The organism is Streptomyces sp. NPDC031121 (assembly GCF_055570615.1).
The window spans coordinates 384362-401711 of the sequence record NZ_JBVIGV010000004.1; the positions used below are offsets into that span (position 1 = coordinate 384362).

Annotated in this window: 19 protein-coding genes; 17 read left to right on the forward strand and 2 right to left on the reverse strand. The window is 74.7% G+C overall.

Translation table 11 applies throughout. The annotated features are described in order from the left end of the window. Positions 1 to 275: 275 nt before the first annotated feature. Both ACZ462_RS09700 and ACZ462_RS09705 read right to left on the reverse strand, forming a co-directional pair. Positions 276 to 1103 carry a helix-turn-helix transcriptional regulator gene (locus tag ACZ462_RS09700; protein ID WP_467804571.1) on the reverse strand — a complete coding sequence of 276 codons (828 nt, stop codon included), beginning with the start codon at positions 1101 to 1103 and terminating at the stop codon, positions 276 to 278. A 143-nt stretch (positions 1104 to 1246) separates the two neighbouring features. Then, entirely contained in the window at positions 1247 to 2143 is an 897-nt protein-coding gene (locus ACZ462_RS09705) for a thioesterase II family protein (protein WP_467804572.1), read from the reverse strand. 78 nt (positions 2144 to 2221) lie between these two features. Between ACZ462_RS09705 and ACZ462_RS09710 the strand changes: the two genes are divergently transcribed. From ACZ462_RS09710 to ACZ462_RS09790, 17 genes are all read left to right on the forward strand, one after another. After that, positions 2222 to 3082 carry a helix-turn-helix transcriptional regulator gene (locus ACZ462_RS09710; protein WP_467804573.1) on the forward strand — a complete coding sequence of 287 codons (861 nt, stop codon included), beginning with the start codon at positions 2222 to 2224 and terminating at the stop codon, positions 3080 to 3082. A 272-nt stretch (positions 3083 to 3354) separates the two neighbouring features. Then, positions 3355 to 3597, forward strand: coding sequence for a phosphopantetheine-binding protein (locus tag ACZ462_RS09715; protein WP_467804574.1), 243 nt, complete (start codon positions 3355 to 3357; stop codon positions 3595 to 3597). A 222-nt stretch (positions 3598 to 3819) separates the two neighbouring features. Next, the gene (locus tag ACZ462_RS09720; RefSeq protein WP_467804575.1) at positions 3820 to 4440 is read left to right on the forward strand and encodes a hypothetical protein; all 621 of its coding nucleotides are present in this window, start codon (positions 3820 to 3822) and stop codon (positions 4438 to 4440) included. Then, complete coding sequence (locus tag ACZ462_RS09725; RefSeq protein ID WP_467804576.1) at positions 4433 to 5335, forward strand: hypothetical protein; 903 nt, start codon at positions 4433 to 4435, stop codon at positions 5333 to 5335. Before ACZ462_RS09720 ends, ACZ462_RS09725 begins: the two co-directional genes overlap by 8 nt. 48 nt (positions 5336 to 5383) lie before the next feature. After that, positions 5384 to 5602 (forward strand): tautomerase family protein, encoded by a 219-nt coding sequence (locus ACZ462_RS09730; RefSeq protein WP_125542910.1) that lies wholly within the window; start codon positions 5384 to 5386, stop codon positions 5600 to 5602. Positions 5603 to 5691: 89 nt separating this feature from the next. Next, entirely contained in the window at positions 5692 to 6525 is an 834-nt protein-coding gene (locus ACZ462_RS09735) for an AfsA-related hotdog domain-containing protein (RefSeq protein WP_467804578.1), read from the forward strand. An 80-nt stretch (positions 6526 to 6605) separates the two neighbouring features. Further along, positions 6606 to 7289, forward strand: coding sequence for an HAD family hydrolase (locus ACZ462_RS09740; RefSeq protein ID WP_467804579.1), 684 nt, complete (start codon positions 6606 to 6608; stop codon positions 7287 to 7289). After that, a complete protein-coding gene (locus tag ACZ462_RS09745) occupies positions 7286 to 7915 on the forward strand; it encodes a hypothetical protein (protein WP_467804580.1) in 630 nt (209 codons plus the stop codon). Before ACZ462_RS09740 ends, ACZ462_RS09745 begins: the two co-directional genes overlap by 4 nt. After that, positions 7912 to 9594: a GH3 family acyl-acid amido synthetase gene (locus tag ACZ462_RS09750; protein ID WP_467804581.1), complete on the forward strand. Its 1683-nt coding sequence runs from the start codon at positions 7912 to 7914 to the stop codon at positions 9592 to 9594. The genes ACZ462_RS09745 and ACZ462_RS09750 overlap by 4 nt, the downstream gene beginning before the upstream one ends. Before the next feature lie 53 nt (positions 9595 to 9647). Next, complete coding sequence (locus ACZ462_RS09755) at positions 9648 to 10502, forward strand: SAM-dependent methyltransferase (protein WP_467804582.1); 855 nt, start codon at positions 9648 to 9650, stop codon at positions 10500 to 10502. Between the two features lie 2 nt (positions 10503 to 10504). Further along, on the forward strand, positions 10505 to 11971 hold the full coding sequence (locus ACZ462_RS09760) for an NAD(P)/FAD-dependent oxidoreductase (RefSeq protein WP_467804583.1): 1467 nt from the start codon (positions 10505 to 10507) through the stop codon (positions 11969 to 11971). Beyond that, entirely contained in the window at positions 11968 to 13110 is a 1143-nt protein-coding gene (locus ACZ462_RS09765) for a hypothetical protein (RefSeq protein ID WP_467804584.1), read from the forward strand. The genes ACZ462_RS09760 and ACZ462_RS09765 overlap by 4 nt, the downstream gene beginning before the upstream one ends. Then, positions 13107 to 13928: a DUF6182 family protein gene (locus tag ACZ462_RS09770; protein ID WP_467804585.1), complete on the forward strand. Its 822-nt coding sequence runs from the start codon at positions 13107 to 13109 to the stop codon at positions 13926 to 13928. The genes ACZ462_RS09765 and ACZ462_RS09770 overlap by 4 nt, the downstream gene beginning before the upstream one ends. Position 13929: 1 nt before the next feature. After that, positions 13930 to 14580: a LysR family transcriptional regulator substrate-binding protein gene (locus tag ACZ462_RS09775; protein ID WP_467804587.1), complete on the forward strand. Its 651-nt coding sequence runs from the start codon at positions 13930 to 13932 to the stop codon at positions 14578 to 14580. After that, positions 14577 to 15395 (forward strand): alpha/beta fold hydrolase, encoded by an 819-nt coding sequence (locus ACZ462_RS09780; protein WP_467804588.1) that lies wholly within the window; start codon positions 14577 to 14579, stop codon positions 15393 to 15395. Before ACZ462_RS09775 ends, ACZ462_RS09780 begins: the two co-directional genes overlap by 4 nt. Further along, positions 15389 to 16240, forward strand: a complete 852-nt coding sequence (locus ACZ462_RS09785; RefSeq protein ID WP_467804589.1) for a methyltransferase domain-containing protein — start codon at positions 15389 to 15391, stop codon at positions 16238 to 16240. The genes ACZ462_RS09780 and ACZ462_RS09785 overlap by 7 nt, the downstream gene beginning before the upstream one ends. 97 nt (positions 16241 to 16337) lie before the next feature. Continuing rightward, entirely contained in the window at positions 16338 to 17285 is a 948-nt protein-coding gene (locus tag ACZ462_RS09790) for a carboxymuconolactone decarboxylase family protein (RefSeq protein WP_467804590.1), read from the forward strand. The last annotated feature ends 65 nt before the right edge of the window (positions 17286 to 17350 follow it).

Here is a 17350-nt window from a genome sequence, read left to right on the forward strand (position 1 = left end):
AGGGGCCGCGCTCCGCTCGGGGAAGGGGGGCGGACGCGAAACGGCGTCGCCGGCGGGCCGTGGTGCACGGCCGGCGGACGCGACCCGGCACGGACGGCGCGTACGGCGCGCCGTCCCGGATACGCAGGTCGATTCTCCGCCGCCGCCCGGGCTCGTTCCAGACCGTACGGGCACTGTGGGTACGGGCGGTGGTGGCGGGAACACCACCCTGCGGGGCGGCGCACACACGGAAGCCCCCGGCCGCGGGCCGGGGGCTTCGGGGTGGGACGGGAGGGCTACGGCCAGACGGGCGCGGGGCCGGCGACGCCCGGCGGCAGGTAGACGAGGAGGCGGTGGCTGGCGGCGTCGTCCAGGTCCATGGTGAACAGGACGAAGGAGAGGTGCCCGGCCTGCGGGTCGTCGAGTTCGACGGCGGCCGGCCCGAACTCCTCGACCTCGTGGCGGTCCCAGAGTTCGGCGAAGAAGGGGTCGGCGGCGGCCAGGCCGTCGGCGATCTCCTCGTACCGCGGGTCGTCGGGCCCGTACGAGGCCTGGAGGCGGAACCGGGCGGCCATCTGCCGGGCCAGCTCGGGCCGGTTCAGGTAGCGGGCGCCGTGGGTGCCGGTGAACAGGCTGGTGAGGAAGTTGTCGTTGCCGTCGCGGGTCAGGCGCAGAAGGTCGGCCGCCTGGCGGTTGGCGGCGAGGACGTCCCAGTAGCGGTCGATGACGCAGGAGGGCCCCGACAGCTGGGTGTCGACCATCCGCCGGAAGATTTCCGGGTCCGGGGTGCCGGCGGGACTCAGGGGGACTGGCGGGTTGGCGTCCGCGAGGCGGTAGAGGTGGACCCGTTCGAGTTCGTCGAGCCGCAGGGCGGAGCTGATCGCGTCGAGGATGCCGTCCGACACCTTGATGGGGCGGCCCTGCTCCAGCCAGGCGTACCAGGACGCGCTGACTCCGGCCAGGACCGCGACCTCCTCGCGGCGCAGGCCGGCCCTGGCGCGCCTGCCCGCGGTCGCCAGGCCCACGTCCTCGGGGGAGAGTGCGGCTCGGCGGGTGCGCAGGAAGTGCGCCAGCTGGGTGCGCCGCTTCTTCTTGGTGTCGGTCCCGGGGGGCGTGGCGTCCATACCGACCGAAGGTAGGTCACACCGACACGCACTGTCAGCGGCGAGAATCACACTGCGCACGGTTCGGACCACGCAGGCGCACACACCGCCGGGCCCATCGGACGCCGGTAAGCCGGTGCCCTCACCGGTGCCATGAATGAGGGTCAGCGTACGCCGTCCCACAGGACGTCCTCCAACCCGGCGAAGAACAGGTCCTTGTCCTCTCGGTGGAAGAAGTGTCCGCCGGGCAGCAAGCGGAACGAGAACGGCCCGCTCGTGTGGACCCGCCACGCCTCGGCGTCCGCGGCCGGGACCAGCGGATCCCGGCTGCCCAGCATGGCGTGGACCGGGCAGGGAAGCGGCCGGTGGCCGGCAACCGGATGCCGGTGGGTGGCGGCGACGCGCAGGTCCTCGCGGAGCCGGTGCACCACGGACCTCATGCGCGCCGGGCTCTCGCGGAGCAGCCGACCGGCTCCACCGAGACCCAACAACAGCTCGAGGGAGGCACTATCGGACAGTCCTACGGTTGGGCCGGGCGCAGCCTGAAGGTGCGGCGCGCGGTGGGCACCGGCCACGAAAGACGCAGGTGGCCGCCGCCCCGCGGCAACGATCCGCTGTGCCACGCCGTGGGCGACGAGCGATCCCATGCTGTGCCCGTAGAAGGCGTAGGGCCCGTCGAGGAAGGGAGTCAGCTGCCGTGTCACCTCGCGCACGAGGGCGTCCATCGTGCTGACGGCGCCGGGGACGGCCCCCGGTGTCGACGACCTCGGGGGCATGGACACCGGAACCACCTCGACGCCGCGGCCGAGGTGCTGCCCCCAGCCCGCGAACGACCAGGGGCTGCCGCCCGCGTGGTGGAAGCAGAACAGGCGGAGGCGAGCGGTCCCGTTCCTCCTCGGAACGCGCTCCGCCGTACCCGCCGCCGTGGCTGCCGGGATGTTCTCCGCTGTGTGGAACATGCCGCCAGTGTGATGCCGGGTGCCGACGGGAGGGAGTGTCTGTCGAACCGGTTGGTGCCACCACCACCGGTGGGACCGACAGCCGGACCGCACGCCCCGCATCCCCCGCTCCCCGCCCCCGGCACCCGCCGTCCGCCCACCGCCATCCGAAGTCCTGTGTAGAAGGAAAGAAGTCGATACATGCAGACAGCTGCATCCGCACCGGCGTCCGGACTGCTGCGGCGAGCGAGGCTGCGGCACTTCCTGCGGGCCCGCCGGGAGCAGATCACGCCGGAAGAGGTCGGGCTGGTGAACTTCGACCGCCGGCGGACCCCCGGGCTGCGGCGCGAGGAGGTGGCGGCCCTCGCCGGCGTCGGGGTGTCCTGGTACACCTGGCTCGAACAGGGCCGGGACATCAACGTCTCCGAAGGCATCGTGAACGCGGTCAGCAACGCCCTGCGGCTGGAGGACTGCGAGCGCGACTACTTCCACCGGCTGGCCGGCCACAACCCGCCGCCGCGCACACCGGACCGGGGCCAGGACGGCGGGCACGCGCGGATGCGGGCACTCGTCGAGGGCTGGTCGCCGAATCCGGCGTACATCACCGACAGGTACGGGCGCGTCGAACTCGCCAGCCGGTCGGCACGCTCCCTTTTCCACATCGGCACGCACGGACACAACTGCGTGGTGAAGTTCTTCACCGAGTCCGCCACCCGCGAGAAATACCCGGACACGGAGGAGGTGGGGCGCGGCCTGGTCGCACAGTTCCGGGCGCAGTCGGCCCGCTTCCCCGAGGATCCGGAATTCGGCCGTATTGCCGACCGGCTCAGCGAGATGAGCCCGCATTTCGCCGAACTGTGGGACTGTCACGAGGTGGTCGGACCCAATCAGGGGCTGCGCAGGATCGCGCTGCCGCAGGCCGGGGTGACGGTCTTCGACCGAGTGGTGATGCGGGTGCCGGAGAGCCCGGAATCCGTCCTGACCTTGTACATCGCCCAGCCCAGGGCGGAGCTGGTCGGGGGCCGGGCCGAGCTGGCCGGCTTCGGCGCCGAGGCGGCCTGAGCCGTCCGGCGGCCCCGGCCGGGAACACGGCCGGGTGCCGTGCGGGGTGCCGGCGCAACCGGTTTTCCCCACAGGTGGTGTTCGCACCACCATGATCGGGAGACACTTCCTCCGCCCGTTCGCCGATCCCATGATGAATGCGTTGGGACGCGGAGGATTCGATCCCCTGAATTCACCGGTTCCATTCTTTCTCGCGACGGCGGTCCGCCGTTCTCAACGGGCGCACAGGCCCTGCGATTTCGGCGTTCCCCCTTGAATCACGGAGGAATGTAATGGAGAATTCGATCGTCAGCCGGGTCGTCACGGTCCTCGGTGAGCTGGAGGTGTCGACGGCGGGCGTCACGCCCGACACCACCTTCGAGGCCATGGAGATCGACTCGCTGCTGCTGGAGGAGCTGGCGCTGCGCCTGCAGCTGTCCTTCGGCGTGGAGATCGAGATGGGCGAGCTCGTCCCGGAGCAGACCGTCGCGGAAGCCGCCGCGGTGATCGCGTCCAAGGGCGTCGCCGTCGCCTGACGCCCGCCCCGCGCCACCGCCGGCGCGCCCGGTCACCCGCCCTCGAAACCCCTCGCACCCGGGGCCCGACCGGAGCCCGGACCCCGGGGCCTTCCCGACCCCGGGCGCCCTCACGCCCCCCCCACACCGGTTCGGCACGGATCCCCAGGAGCGGGCCCCACCCCGCACCGCCCCCGCCGGACCGCCCACGCCCTTACCGCACCGTCCGAAAGGAACACCCGCATGTCCTCCACCCTGCTCGTCCTGAACGAAGTCGCCGCGGCCCCCGGCAAGGCGGACCACGTCCTGGAGCAGTGGCAGCAGTTCAACCAGAAGGAGCCGATCGCCGGCCGCGCCCTCTACCGCAGCCTGGACGACGACAACCTCCTGGAGATCACCCCCGTCGCGGAGGTGTCCGAGGTCGCCGCCCTCAACACCCGCTGGCACGAGCTGTGGGACCTCGTCTCCGAGGACCTGGCCACCGACTTCCGCCGCCAGCTCCTCGACTTCATCGAGGCCCCCAAGGACGTCGCCGAGCCCGTCCCGGCGACCCCGTACGTCCAGCTGCGCCACATCGAGGTCAAGCCCCGCGAGTACGCGGCGTACCGCGAGTGGCGCGAGAACACGATCTTCAACGTGGTCCGGCGGGCCGACGAGGTGAAGGCGTTCCTGGCGTACCACTCCCTGCTCAGCACCGAGCCCGGCGTGATGTTCGTGTCCGGCTTCGAGTGCGCGCCGGAGCAGTACCAGGCGGTCTTCACCTCGCCCGAGTACCAGGAGATCGTCCAGCAGGCCGGCGACCGCTACATCGTCGGCGGGGAGAGCGGCCTCTACACCCGCGTCTACCGGCGCGCCGATGTCTGAGACCGCGACGGCGGCCGCTCCCGCCGGGGCCGCCACCCCGCACCGCAGGGAGGTCCACGCGCTCTCCCCGACCACGCAGGGCCCGCTGTACCCGCCGAGCGAGGTCATGGACGGCGACGGGAACTTCCTGGTGGTCGGGATGGTCAACCGGCCCGCCCCGGGGGGCGGGACCGCACCCGAGTGGGGTGCGGCGGTCGTCTCGCCCGCCAGCCCCGTCCCGGAGTTCGGCCGGCTCGCCCCGTACACGGTCGTACGCGAGCTGGACACCGACCCGGACGGCGCGGACCGGGACGTCGTCCTGCACACGCTGCCGCTGCCCCTGCCGTGCAACAACTACCCGATGGTGTTCGCGCCCGAGCAGCTGCCCGACGCCGACCGGGTCGTACGGCCCAGCCACGCCTTCCACGAGGTTCCGATCCCCGACCTGCGGGCCGAGGACGGCCCCAAGGTCACCGAGCCGGTGAGGTTCGGGGAGTGGATGCGGGCGAGCGGCACCCTGGAGGTGGCCGTCACCCCGGACGGCCACGCCGGGACCTTCGACTTCCGGTTCTCCCGGCTCGTGCCGAACAGCGTCTACACGGTGATGTCGCTGCGGGCCCGCGACCTCGACCCCGCCGGCCCCACCCGCCCCGGCCCGCTCGGCGTGCCCAACGTGTTCACCACCGACGGCGGAGGCTCCGGCAGCTACCACGCCACCCTGCCGAACCCGTTCCCCGACCCGGACCTCCCGGGCGCCAACCGGATCATCAACGTGGTCGTGCTCTGGATGAGCTACCAGCGCAGCTACGGCGGCGCCATCGGCGAGTTCGGCCTCGGCGGGGACATCCACGCCCACCTCAAACTGCGCGGCCCGTCCTTCACGGACCTGCGGACCACCGCCGCTCCGCAGACCTGACCGGCCCGACGCGGCAGAGCAGAACCACCAGAACCCGGAAGGGGTCCCATGCCCATCATCTCCGTCACCACCTGGGACGGCCAGGACGACGCCCAGTCGCAGGAGCTCCTGGAGGAGCTCACCCGGACCGTCCGGCGCGTCACGGGAGCACCGCTGGACAAGATCACCGTCTACATCCAGGAGGTGCCGCGCAACCGCTGGGCGGAGGGCGGCGCCCTGGGCAGCGACCCGAAGTTCCCCGAACTGAGCCGGCGCACCACCGAATGACGCGATGAGCCCCCGGCGGACCGGGCGACGACCGCCGGGGGGCCGCGCGCCACGACATCCACACAGGAGAACGGGAAAGGTCACAAGCCATGACCCAGGAAACATCCCAGGCCACCGAGGGCAAGCCGGGCGCGCTCTTCCTCGTGGGCGACGTGTTCGCCGAGTTCGCCCACCACGAAGGCGTGTTCACGGTCTCCCAGCTCGCCAAGCGCATCAGGAGCGGGGGCTTCCCGGACGACGCCGGCAGCGGCCCCGTCCGCATCACGCTCGGGCAGGGCGTCTCCCTGTTCGACGTGGCGTTCATCCGCGACACCCTGGACCGCCGCGGCCTCGGGGACCGGGTCGTCATCGACGACCAGGCCCTGCACACCCGCGCAGGCCGGGAGATCGCGCACAAGCACCGCCCGGAGAACGTGCTGATCTCCGACCCGCGGCCCGTCGGCACCGACTGGTACGAGGCCGACCTGCTCGTGGACGCCGGCAACGAGGTCATGTCCGACCACGTCACCGGCCAGCACATGCAGGGGATGCTGGCCACGGAGGCCGCTCGGCAGATGTTCATCGCGGTGGCCGAGCAGTTCTACCTGCCGACGGAGGCGGTCGGCAGCAGGTACTTCGTGATCGACTCCTTCGCCACCCGGTACCGCAACTTCCTCTTCCCGCTGCCCGCGGTGGTGCGGTGCCACGTCCTCTCCCACCGCTCGCCGCACCACACGCGGACCGCGTTCCACTGCGAACTGTCCGTGACCCAGGGCGGATCGGAGACCGCGGGTATGGACGTCCGGTTCACGGCCTTCGACACCCAGGTCTCCCACGCCAAGGAGACCCGGGCGGCGCAGCGCTCCCTCCAGGACGGCGTGGCCCTGGCGACGGCGGAGGCGGCGGCCACCGCCCCGGCGCGGTCCGGGGTGGGCGCGCCGTGACCACGGCGGACAGCTGCACCTGAAGTGGCGGCCCGTACGCACAGCGGGCCGCCGACCGCCCCCGCAAGGAGCCAAACCCCATGTCAGACACAGTCCGGCCCTACACCGTCTTCAGCGACGTCGACGAGACGCTGATCACCGTCAAGAGCATGTTCGACTTCCTCCACTACCGGCTGGTGCGCCGGCACGGCGCGGCCGGCGAGGAGGAGTACGAGCGGATCATGGCCGTGCTCCGCCGGCGCGCCGCCGACGGGGTGCCACGCGAGGAGATCAACCGCGCCTACTACCGCCACTACGCGGGCGAGGACGTCGCGGCGGTCACCGCCCTGGCGGACGACTGGTTCACCGAACGCGCCGCCTCCACCCGCGGCTTCTGGATCGACTCCACGCGCGAGGCCCTGCACCGCCACCGGGCGGCCGGCGCGTCCGTCGTCCTGGTCTCCGGCTCCTTCCCGCCCCTCCTGGAGCCGCTCGCCCGCGAGATCGGTGCCGACGCGATCCTGTGCACCCGCCCGCTGGCCGACAGCGGGGCGTACACGGGCGAGGTCGCCGTGCCGGTCATCGGCGAGGGCAAGCGGCAGGCCGTACGGGCCCACCTGGCCTCCCGCCCCGGCACCGACCCGCGCGACTGCTGGGCGTACGGGGACCACGTCTCCGACCTGCCCATGCTGGAGCTGGTCGGGCACCCCGTCGCCGTCGGCGACGACCCGGAGCTGCGCGAACGCCTGGCCCTGCGCGCCGAGACGACAGCCGCCGCCCGATGAGCGGACCGCGCTTCCACGTGCTGCTGGGGCCCGACGGGGCCGGCAAGTCGTCGGTCATGCGGCGCCTCGCGGCGCAGCTGCCCGACTGGCGGCTGGTGTCGACGGACAGCGCGTTCGTCGCCCCCGAGCACGACCTGGTCAACCGGCTGCGGCAGGACGTGCACGAGCACCTCCTGCCGGGCCTGGGCACCGCGTACTCCGCCGACTTCACGGCGAGCGTGCTGCAGACGGCCGTGGTCCACCTCAGGGACCAGCTGGACGGTCGGGACCCGCGCGTCCCGGTGCTCGTGGACTCGTACTACTACAAGATCCTCGCGAAGTGCCGGATGGCGGGCCTCCGCGACAGCCGCCTGTACTCCTGGTGGCGCTCCTTCCCGCAGCCCGAGCGGGTGGTGTTCCTCGACGTCTCCCCCGAGACGGCCTGGCACCGCCGGGCGGACGGGGCCCGGCTCAACGCCCTGGAGTACGAGGGACGGGAGGGCCACTGGGCGGACTTCGAGCGCTACCAGAAGAACCTGCGGAAGATCCTGCTGGAGGAGGTCCGGGACGTGCCGGTGACCATGCTCGCCGAGCAGCCCGACCCCGACCGCGCGGCGAGGGCCGTGCTGGAGGTACTGGCCGCATGAACGTTTCCTCCGTCTGGCACGCCCCGGGCCACGCCGCCCGCTACCGCGAACGCGTCTTCGCCGCCCGCGCCCGGCTCACCCGCGACCACACCGACGTCGGCGAAGCACAGCAGCGCGCCCTGGCCGACCTGGTCGGCTTCAACGCCTCCACCGCCTTCGGCCGGGCGCACGGCCTGGGCCGCGTCCTGACCATGGAGGACTTCCGCTCCGCCGTCCCGGTCCGCGACTACGCCGACCACGCGCCGCTGATCGAGCGGACGGCCGCCGGCGAGCGGAACCTGCTGTCCGCCGACGCGCCCGCCGTGTACTTCACGAGCAGCGGCAGCACCGGAGCGCACAAGAAGGTCCCCGTCACGCCCCGCTTCATGAAGACGACCTTCATGCCGTTCTACTACGCGGCCTGGGCCCCCCTCGTCGAGCACTTCCCCGAGGTGCTGGAGCGCCCCGACGCCGTCCTGAACCTCAAGCACGACCCTCTCACCGCCCCGCCCACCACCGCCGACGGCCGGCCCCACGTCGGCGCCAGCCAGGTCGACTTCGGCGCCCGGTTCGGCGAACCCCTCTCCGCCGAACCCGGCACCGGCGCGCCCTGGGCGGTGCTCCCCGTCCCCACGGACCCCGCCGACCACCTGGAGCGGGCCTACCTGCGGCTCCGGCTCGCCGTCCAGGCCGACCTCCGCTGCATGATCGGCATCAATCCGGCGATGGTCGCCGCCGTCCCGTACCAGCTGAACCTGTGGTGGCCGCGGATCGTGAAGGAGGTCCGCGACGGCACCCTCGGCGGGCTGCCCCACGGCCGGCCCGACCCCGCACGGGCCGCCGAACTGGAACGGCTCGCCGACGCCTCCGGCAGGGTGCGGCCCGCGCAGGTGTGGCCGCGGATGCGGGCGCTGTTCTGCTGGACGACCGGGGTGGCCTCCCTCTACCTGCCCGCCCTGTGCGAGGAGTTCGGGGCCGAAGTCGCCGCGCTGCCCGCGCCGGTCGCCGCGTCCGAGGGACCGGTCGGCGTGGCGCTGGACCGGCACCCGTCGGCGGGCAGCCTGGTCGCCTCCGCCTCGGTGTACGAGTTCGTGCCCGCGGAGGAGGACCTCCGCCCCGACAGCGGCACCCTGCTGCCGGAGGAGCTGGAAGCCGGCCGCGACTACCACGTGGTGTTCAGCCACGTCGGCGGCCTGTACCGGTACGCGGTCGGCGACGTCGTCCGCGTCGTGGACACCGCCGGCGGGGTCCCGCGGGTCGAGTACGCCGGCCGCGGCGGCCGCTCCGACGCCGCCGGCGAGCGCCTGCGCGACGCCGAGGCCGTCCGGGCCCTGCACACCGCCCTCCGCCCCGGCGGACTCGCCCTGCGGAACGCCGCCTGCCGGGTGGAGCCGTCGGCCGGCGGCACCCCGCACTACGTCTTCGCCGTGTCCCCCCGCACCCCCTGGCGGCCCGCCGAAGCCGCGCGCTTCACCGCCGCCCTGGACGGGGCGCTGTCCGCCGAGTCCGCCGGATACGCCGCCGCCCGCGCGGCCGGCCGCCTGGCCGGCCCGTCCCTGCGCCTGCTCGACGCCGAGGCGTTCGACCGCGACTGGCACGCGGCGGTCGCCTCGGGCATCCGCCCCACCCAGGTCAAGGACCGCCTCTTCCGGCAGGACGACGCCCTGTGGGGGCGTCTGACCGGTACGCCGAACGGCTGACCGCGCCCGGCCCGCAGGCCCTCCGGCCCCACCCCCTGCACCAAGGAGCCCCCATGCCCTTACTCAACCCCGTCGAACGGACCGCCCTGCTCACCGCGGCGCTGCGGGCCGCCGAGACCCGCCGCGAGGACCGCCTGTACGAGGACCCGTACGCCGCCGGACTCGTCGGCGAGGACGGCCCCGAGCTGCTGCGGGAGATCCGCGAGGCGACCTTCCCGCCCGGCCGGCCGCGGACCCTGCCCAGCACTCCCGACTACAACGCCATCCGCACCCGGTTCTTCGACGACTACCTCCAGGAGGCGGCCCGCGCACCGGAGACGACGCAGATCGTGCTGGCCCCCGCCGGCATGGACTCGCGGGCCTACCGGCTCCCCTGGCCCGGCCGCGTCCGCTACTTCGAGGTCGACCGGCAGGCAGTACTCGACTTCAAGGCGGAGCGGCTGCGGGGCGCCGAGCCGCGGGTCGACCACCGCACGGTGGCCGTCGACCTCACCTCCGACGACTGGGAGGACCGCCTCGCCGCGGCCGGCTACGACCCGTCCGCCCCCTCGACGTGGCTGCTGGAGGGGCTGCTGTACTACATCCCCGAGGCCGACGCGCACCGGATGCTGGAGCGGGTCGCGGCCGTCTCCGCGCCCGGCAGCCGCATCGCCGCCGACATCGTCAACGCCGCCGCGCTGACCCTCCCCCACATGCGGGGGCTGCTCGACGTGTTCGCGGGCTGGGGGTGCCCCTGGGTGTTCGGCACCGACGAGCCCGAGGCCCTGTTCGAGCGGTACGGGTTCGACGTCCGCGCCGTGCAGCCCGGCGAGCCGGGAGCCGACTTCGGGCGGTGGCCCGACCCCGTCCCGCCGCGCGACGTGCGCGACGTGCGGCGCGTGTTCTTCGTCCACGGCAGGCGTCGCTGACGATGGCAGCCATCGTCATCGCCGGGGGCGGCACCGCCGGCCTCGCCACGGCCCTGGCACTCGGCCGGCGCGGCCACCGGGTGCGGGTCCTGGAGCGCGGCGACGCCCCGCCGGACGGGCCGGCCGTGGAGAGCGCGCAGCGGTGGCGGCGGCCCGGGGTCCCGCAGGCCGTCCACGACCACATCCTGAACGCGCTCGGCGTGCGGATGCTGCGCCGGCACGCCCCCGACGTGCTCGGCGGCCTGCTGGCGCACGGCGCGCGGCTCCTCGACCTGACCGCGGCGGCGCCCAACGGGCCCGCCGAGCCCGGCGACGGGGAGCTGGTGACCCTGGTCGCCCGCCGCTCCCTCCTGGACGTCGTCCTGTACCGGGCCGCCGCGGCTGTGCCGGGCGTGTCCGTCAGCCACCGCACGGCCGCCGCCGGGCTGCTGACGGACCCGGCAGGGCCGTCCGGCCACCGGGTGGCGGGGGTCGTGGCGGACACCGGGGAGCGGATCCCGGCCCGCCTCGTCGTGGACGCGACCGGACGCCGCTCCGCGTCCCGGTCCTGGCTCGCGGCGGCCGGACTGCCGGTGGCGGACGACCTGAGCGGCCCCAGCCGGCTGCACGCCTACGGCCGCTTCTACCGGCTGCGCCGCCCCTCCGGCCCGCCGCCCGGACCGCTCAACCGGGGCAACGCCGCCGGGGGGATCTGGGGCCACTACTCGGCGGTCCTGCACCCCGCCGACAACGACGTCTTCGCCATCACGCTCGGCGCCCTGCCCGGCGACCGCGCGATGGCCGCGCTGCGCGGCGCCGAGGCGTTCACCGCCGCGTGCCGGCTCTCCCCGTTCCTCGCGCCGTGGGTCGCGGAGGACGCCGCGGAGCCGCTCGGCCCGGTCCGCGCGACCGGCATGCCGCCGAACGTCCTGCGCGGCACGGCCACCGACCGGCAGCGGCCCGTCCGCGGCCTCCTCCAGGTCGGCGACGCCGCCTGCACCACCGACCCCATGTTCGGCCGCGGCCTGTCCCTGGGCCTGGCGCACGCCTTCGCGCTCGCGGAGCTGGTCGACGGCCGCCCGGAGGCGGACGACCGGCTGGCGCAGGACGCGGCCGGCCTCGCCGCACGGCTGCTGCGCCCCTGGTTCGACAAGGGCGTGCACGACTCCCGGCTCCGCGCGCGCCAGTGGCGGGAGGCCACCGGGGCGGCCGCGCACCCCGAGGCCGCCGGCCCGCCCGAGCCGCCGGTCCCCGACCGCCTGTGGGCTGCCGCGACGGCCGCCGCCGTTGCCGACCGCGCCGTGTGGCGGGGGATGACCCGGATCCAGACGAGCCTCGCCACGCCCGCCGAGGTCTTCGCCGACGCGGCGTTCCTGGACCGCGTACGGGCCGCGGAAGCCGCCCGCCCCGGGCCGGCCGCCCCGGACGGGCCGCGGCCGCCGACCCCCGCCGAACTCCGGCACGCCCTCACCGCCCCGGAAGGAGCATGACGGTGCAGCCCCGCAAGAACGTCCTGCTGGCGCCGGTCACGGTCACCCCGACCAAGCCGCTGACGCCCAGCCACCTCAAGGGCCTGCTGTGGACCGACGTGATGTTCCGGGCCACCGCGCCGGTCGCCGCGGTGACCTACCGCTACAGCCACACCACGTACCACGTCACCGAGCAGACGGTCGGCTTCTGGGAGTACCTCGACCGCACCCGCGGCGAGACCGACTACGGCCAGCTCTCCGAGGAGGAGATAGGCGACCTGTACGTGGCCTACCGGTCCGAGGACCGGCCGCAGGACGCCGCCGTCCTGCGGCCCTACCGCGACGCCGTCGAGCACGGCGGCTGGGTCCACCCCGCCGGCGAGCGGATGCTGCGGCTGTGGGCCGGGCACTACGAGCGCCTCGGCATGCACGACCCGGGCCTGCGCGAACACCAGCCGCCTGGCCTGGGGCTGGAGGAGATGCTGGAGCGGCTCGCCGCCGTCGGCCTGCTCCTCGACCAGCGGCACTGCGGCGGCCCCGTCTACCTCGACCTCACGCGGTACGGGATGCCGCTGCGCCGGATCGTCACCTCCGACGGCCGCCCCAACTACCTCGCGTGCGCGTTGCGCGAGCTGATCCCGCTCGTCCCCTGGTACGACGAGGTCGTCCTGCTCTACGACCGCGAACTCGACTCCGACTACCAGCTCCTGAACCGGGTCCTCGCCCGGCTCGGGCCGACGGTGCGCCGCGTCCCCATCGGGCGGGTGCCGATCGACGGCCGGATCACCTCGGCCCGGCACGGCGGCTGGCACGGCCACACGGCCGGCGCCCTGCTGGACGCCGCGGCGGAGGCCGTCGGCGACGGCGGGACGGACGCCCTCCGGCTCGGCATGCGCCTGTACTTCATCGCGACGCTCGGCCCCGGCCAGTCCCAGTCCTTCCGGCACGACCTGCTGCACAACTGCCTGACGGTGGCCGCCCGGCTGCTGCGCCGCGCCGCCGACGAGGGCGCGGCGGCCGGCGCCGGCGACCTGCCCGGCGCCCTCGACCGGCACCGGCGCGGCCACACGTACGTCGACCCCTACCGGCTGGCGTCCTCGCTGCTCGGCAGGGGTCGCCCCGCTCCCGATCCCGCACTCCTGTCGGCGGTGTTCCTGTGACCAGTCCCGTGACCAGCTCCCCGAACCGCTCCGCGGGCCGCTCCGCGCGCCCCGCCGCGCTCGCCCCGCCCGCGCCCCCGGCCGCGGTCCTGTCGTCCGCGGTGCTGCTGAAGTCGGCGGCGGACCGGGTGCGGTCCGCGCGCCCCGAACTGGCGGACCGCCTCGACCTGTCCAGCACCCAGGCCCTGCGGGCGCTGCGGGACGGCTTCCACGGCAACCGCGGCGTCGGGGCCGACGAGGTGCTGGCCGTGGTCGTGATCGGCCGCCTCGATCTGACCCGGTGGGTGAAGGAGACCTGCGCCTTCGCCCTCTCCCTCGCCCCGGCGGCGCGCGAGGCGTGGCGGCGCTCCTTCACCCGGACGGTCTACCTGGCGGGCAACCCGGCCAACCTGCGCGGCCGGTTCGCCTTCGACCACGTCGCCTCCGACGACTCGGCGGCCTGGGCGGCGCCGGCGCCCGGCTCGGCGACGGCCACCCTGCGCCGGCTCCTGAAGGCGTTCGAGGCGTCGCACGAGCTGACCGCCCGCCCGGCGGTCGACGTGGCCGTGCCGGGCCGGCCGGACGGGCGCCGTCCCGTGCACCGCGACCTGTACGTCGCCACCGCGAAGGTGACCGTCACCGACGCGCTCGTCCACGTCAACCACCTGCTCGCCGAAGCCGTCCTGGACGGGCTGATCGGCCCCGGTGACCGCCTCACGCTGCGCTTCGTGCCGCGGCTGACCGGCCTGGGCGCCCAGCTCGCCATGCTGCGCGTCGACACCGACGTCCACCGCCCGGACGAACTCCAGGCGTACGCCGGACTGACCACGGAGGTCTGAAGTGCCGTCCCCCCGACCCGGCGCGGCTCCCGCCGCCGCCGCGCCGCGCCCCGTCCGCCTCGGCGTGCACGGCTCGACCCGGCAGGCGGAGCGCATCGCCGCCGCCGCGGGCGTCGCGCCGTCCGCGGTGGAGTACGTCCCCTACGAGGTGGCCGAGCCGTTCGCACCGCTGCGCGCCGGCCTGGCGGACCTCATGCTCCTCAAGTACGACCCGCTGGAGCCGGACATCGCGGTCAGCGCGCCCGTCGCCTTCGACGGGCGGGCCGTGCTCGTCGGCGCCCGCCACCCGCTCGCCGCCCGCGGGGAGGTGTCGATCGAGGAGGTCGCGGACCACGAGGCGTTCCGGTGCCCCGGCAGCTTCCCGCCGCACGTGTGGGACCTGGTCGTTCCGCCGCGCACCCCGCGGGGACGGACGATCCGCCGCGTCCACCCGATGACCACCCTCGACGCCCTCGCGGAGCTGCTGCGGGCCGGCCTGGCCGTGCACGTCTCGTTCCGGTCGCTGGAGGCCGTCCTCCCTCCGGACATCAAGGTCGTCCCGGTGCACGACCTTCCGCCGTCGCCGGTCGCCTTCGGCCGGCTGCGGGGCGCGGAACAGCCCGAGCACGTCGCGCGGTTCGTCGCCGCCGCGGAACGGGCGGTGCAGCGGTGAGCGGGGCCGCGCCCACGGCGGGGCGCCCGCAGGCGGACGGCGCCGGCGGCCTGCCGGTGGTCCTCCTCCACGCCCTGCCGTTCGACGCGTCGATGTGGGCGGGCACGGCCCGGGAGCTGCGCGCCCGCGGCCATCGCGTCCTCGCCGTCGACCAGCCCGGCTTCGGCGGCGCGCAGCCGCCGCAGGGGCCGCCGTCGCTGGACGCGGTCGCGGACGCCCTCGCCGTCGAACTCGACCGGCAGGGGGTCGGCGCCGCCGTCCTCGCCGGCTGCTCGCTGGGCGGCTACACGGCCATGGCCTTCCTGCGCCGCCACCCGCACCGGGTCCGCGGCCTGGCCCTGCTGGCCGCCCGCGCGGCCGCCGACACCGCACAGGCGGCGCAGCAGCGCCTGCGGTTCGCCGACGCGGTCCTCGACGCCGCCGCGCGCGAGCGGCTCGTGGCGGCGACGACGCCGTCGCTGCTCGGCGCCACGACGCGGAGCCGGCGGCCCGACCTCCTCGACCGGGTGACGGGCCTGGCGCTGGCGGCCCCGCCGCAGTCGGTCGCCTGGACGCAGCGGGCCGTCGCGGCGCGCCCCGACTCCTCGGCGGTCCTGCGCGCGGCCGCGGTGCCCGCGGTCGTCGTGATCGGCGACGAGGACGAGCTGGTCTCCGCGGACGAGGCGCGGCTGACCGCGGCGGCGCTGCCGCAGGGCCGGCTCGCCGTCCTCCCCGGCGTGGGCCACCTCGCCCCGCTGGAGGCCCCGCGGGAGACGGCGCGGCTCCTCGCCGAGCTGCTCGACCGGGCCCCGGAGACGGGTGCGGGCGCATGGTGACGGCCGACCACGCGGGCTGGGGGTACACCGCCTCCACCGGGCTCGCGTTCACGCATGAGGAGATCGTCGACCGGCACTTCGAGGCCTGCGCCGGCCACTACCGGGAGGCGCTGCACGGTGTCGGTCTGCGGCCCGGCTGGCGGGTCCTCGACGCCGGCTGCGGCAGCGGCGCCTTCCTGCCGCTGATCGCGGAGCTCGTCGGCCCGGAGGGCGCCGTGTGCGCCGTGGACCTGGCCGCCGAGAACGCGGCGCGGGCCGCCGCCCGGATGCGTGAGCACCCCGCGCGGGCCCGGGTGGAGGTGCGGCAGGGCAGCGTCCTCGATCTGCCGTACGCGGACGGCGCGTTCGACGCCGTGTGGTGTGCGAACACGACGCAGTACCTCGACGACGGGGAGCTGGCGCGGGCGCTGTCGGAGCTGCGCCGGGTCACCAGGCCGGGCGGGCTCGTCGCCGTGAAGGACGTGGACGGCACGCTGAGCACGGTGCGCCCGGCGGACCCCTTCCTGATCACCGACCTCTTCAGGCGGTCGGCCGCCTCCCCCGGGTACGCCCGCCAGCTGCTGCGCGGCCGGGACCTGTACCGGTGGCTGCGCGCGGCCGGCCTGGAGGCGGTGCGGCAGCGCACGGTGCTGATGGAGCACCACGCGCCGCTCCCGCCGGCGGCCTTCCGCTTCTACGGGGGCGCGTGCGCGCGTTTCGCCCGGCAGGCGGCGGCCGAAGGCGCCCCGGGGAACTGGGCGCCATTCCTGGACCCGGAAGATCCCGCCCATCCGCTGCGCGATCCGGACGGATACATCAGCGAGGGCAACGTCATCGCGATCGGCACGGTTCCGCAAGCCCTTTGAAAAATGCCGTCCTCTTCCCGACGGAAGAGGAATTCGACCCGATTCCCTCCCGATTCCCTCCCCCACAGTCCACCCCTATCGAATGGACCGAGACGTCATGAATGCATCGCGAAAGACCGCGGAATTCTCCCGCCGCACCACCCTGACCGGCGGCGCTCTGGTCGGAATAGGCCTTGCCGAGGGCCTGCTGGGCGCGGCTCCGGCGGCGGCCGCCGGCGCCCCGGCCGCCGCGTCCGCGGCCGCGGACGCCGCCGCGGCGGGCAACGACTCCCGTTATGCGCGCGGCCTGGCCGTGCTGCGCGCGACCTCGGGCGAGCGCGGCACGGCCGTGGTCGAGTCGTTGAAGGACATCGCCCCCGACCTCGGTCGGTTCGTCGTCGAGTTCGCGTACGGCGACATCTACCCGCGGGCCGGTCTGGACCTGCGCGAGCGGGAGCTCGTGACGATCGGCGCGCTGACCGCCCAGGGCGACACGGCGCCGCAGCTGAACTTCCACATCGACGCCGCGCTGCACGTCGGCGTGAAGCCGGCCGAGGTGATCGAGGCGCTGATCCACCTGGTGCCGTTCATGGGGTTCCCGCGGGCGCTGAACGCGATCGGCGTGGCCCGGACGGTCTTCGCGGACCGGGGCGTGGCCTTCCGGCCGCCGGTCATGAACGACTCCCGCGACCGCTACAAGCGGGGCGTGGACAAGCTGGTGGAGGTCGACGGCCGGCACGGCCTGGAGGTCGTCGAGTCGCTGAAGGACATCGCCCCCGACCTGGGGCGGTTCATCGTCGAGTTCACCTTCGGCGACGTCTACCACCGGCCGTGGCTGTCGCCGCGGCGGCGCCAGCTCGTCACGGTCGGCGCGCTCACCTCGTTCGGTGACACCGCCCCGCAGCTGCGCGTGCACATCGGCGCCGCGCTGAACGTCGGCCTGAGCCCGGCGCAGGTCGTGGAGGCGCTGATCCACGTGGTGCCGTACGCGGGCTTCCCGCGGGTGCTGAACGCGATCACGGTGGCCCGCGAGGTGTTCGAGAAGCGGAAGGTGTCCGTCTCGTAGGGGCCGGCCCCGGCCCGCGCACCGACCGCGCGGGCCGGGGCGGCCGCCGGCACACCGTCCGACGA

What these genes read in the sequence shown, in the direction of transcription:
- ACZ462_RS09710 (WP_467804573.1), top strand. Translation starts at nt 2,222, where the DNA reads ATGCAGACAGCTGCATCCGCACCGGCGTCCGGACTGCTGCGGCGAGCG.
- ACZ462_RS09705 (WP_467804572.1), bottom strand. Translation starts at nt 2,143, where the DNA reads ATGCGGGGCGTGCGGTCCGGCTGTCGGTCCCACCGGTGGTGGTGGCAC.
- ACZ462_RS09785 (WP_467804589.1), top strand. Translation starts at nt 15,389, where the DNA reads ATGGTGACGGCCGACCACGCGGGCTGGGGGTACACCGCCTCCACCGGG.
- ACZ462_RS09755 (WP_467804582.1), top strand. Translation starts at nt 9,648, where the DNA reads ATGCCCTTACTCAACCCCGTCGAACGGACCGCCCTGCTCACCGCGGCG.
- ACZ462_RS09765 (WP_467804584.1), top strand. Translation starts at nt 11,968, where the DNA reads ATGACGGTGCAGCCCCGCAAGAACGTCCTGCTGGCGCCGGTCACGGTC.
- ACZ462_RS09700 (WP_467804571.1), bottom strand. Translation starts at nt 1,103, where the DNA reads ATGGACGCCACGCCCCCCGGGACCGACACCAAGAAGAAGCGGCGCACC.
- ACZ462_RS09715 (WP_467804574.1), top strand. Translation starts at nt 3,355, where the DNA reads ATGGAGAATTCGATCGTCAGCCGGGTCGTCACGGTCCTCGGTGAGCTG.
- ACZ462_RS09745 (WP_467804580.1), top strand. Translation starts at nt 7,286, where the DNA reads ATGAGCGGACCGCGCTTCCACGTGCTGCTGGGGCCCGACGGGGCCGGC.
- ACZ462_RS09740 (WP_467804579.1), top strand. Translation starts at nt 6,606, where the DNA reads ATGTCAGACACAGTCCGGCCCTACACCGTCTTCAGCGACGTCGACGAG.
- ACZ462_RS09730 (WP_125542910.1), top strand. Translation starts at nt 5,384, where the DNA reads ATGCCCATCATCTCCGTCACCACCTGGGACGGCCAGGACGACGCCCAG.
- ACZ462_RS09735 (WP_467804578.1), top strand. Translation starts at nt 5,692, where the DNA reads ATGACCCAGGAAACATCCCAGGCCACCGAGGGCAAGCCGGGCGCGCTC.
- ACZ462_RS09790 (WP_467804590.1), top strand. Translation starts at nt 16,338, where the DNA reads ATGAATGCATCGCGAAAGACCGCGGAATTCTCCCGCCGCACCACCCTG.
- ACZ462_RS09750 (WP_467804581.1), top strand. Translation starts at nt 7,912, where the DNA reads ATGAACGTTTCCTCCGTCTGGCACGCCCCGGGCCACGCCGCCCGCTAC.
- ACZ462_RS09720 (WP_467804575.1), top strand. Translation starts at nt 3,820, where the DNA reads ATGTCCTCCACCCTGCTCGTCCTGAACGAAGTCGCCGCGGCCCCCGGC.
- ACZ462_RS09725 (WP_467804576.1), top strand. Translation starts at nt 4,433, where the DNA reads ATGTCTGAGACCGCGACGGCGGCCGCTCCCGCCGGGGCCGCCACCCCG.
- ACZ462_RS09760 (WP_467804583.1), top strand. Translation starts at nt 10,505, where the DNA reads ATGGCAGCCATCGTCATCGCCGGGGGCGGCACCGCCGGCCTCGCCACG.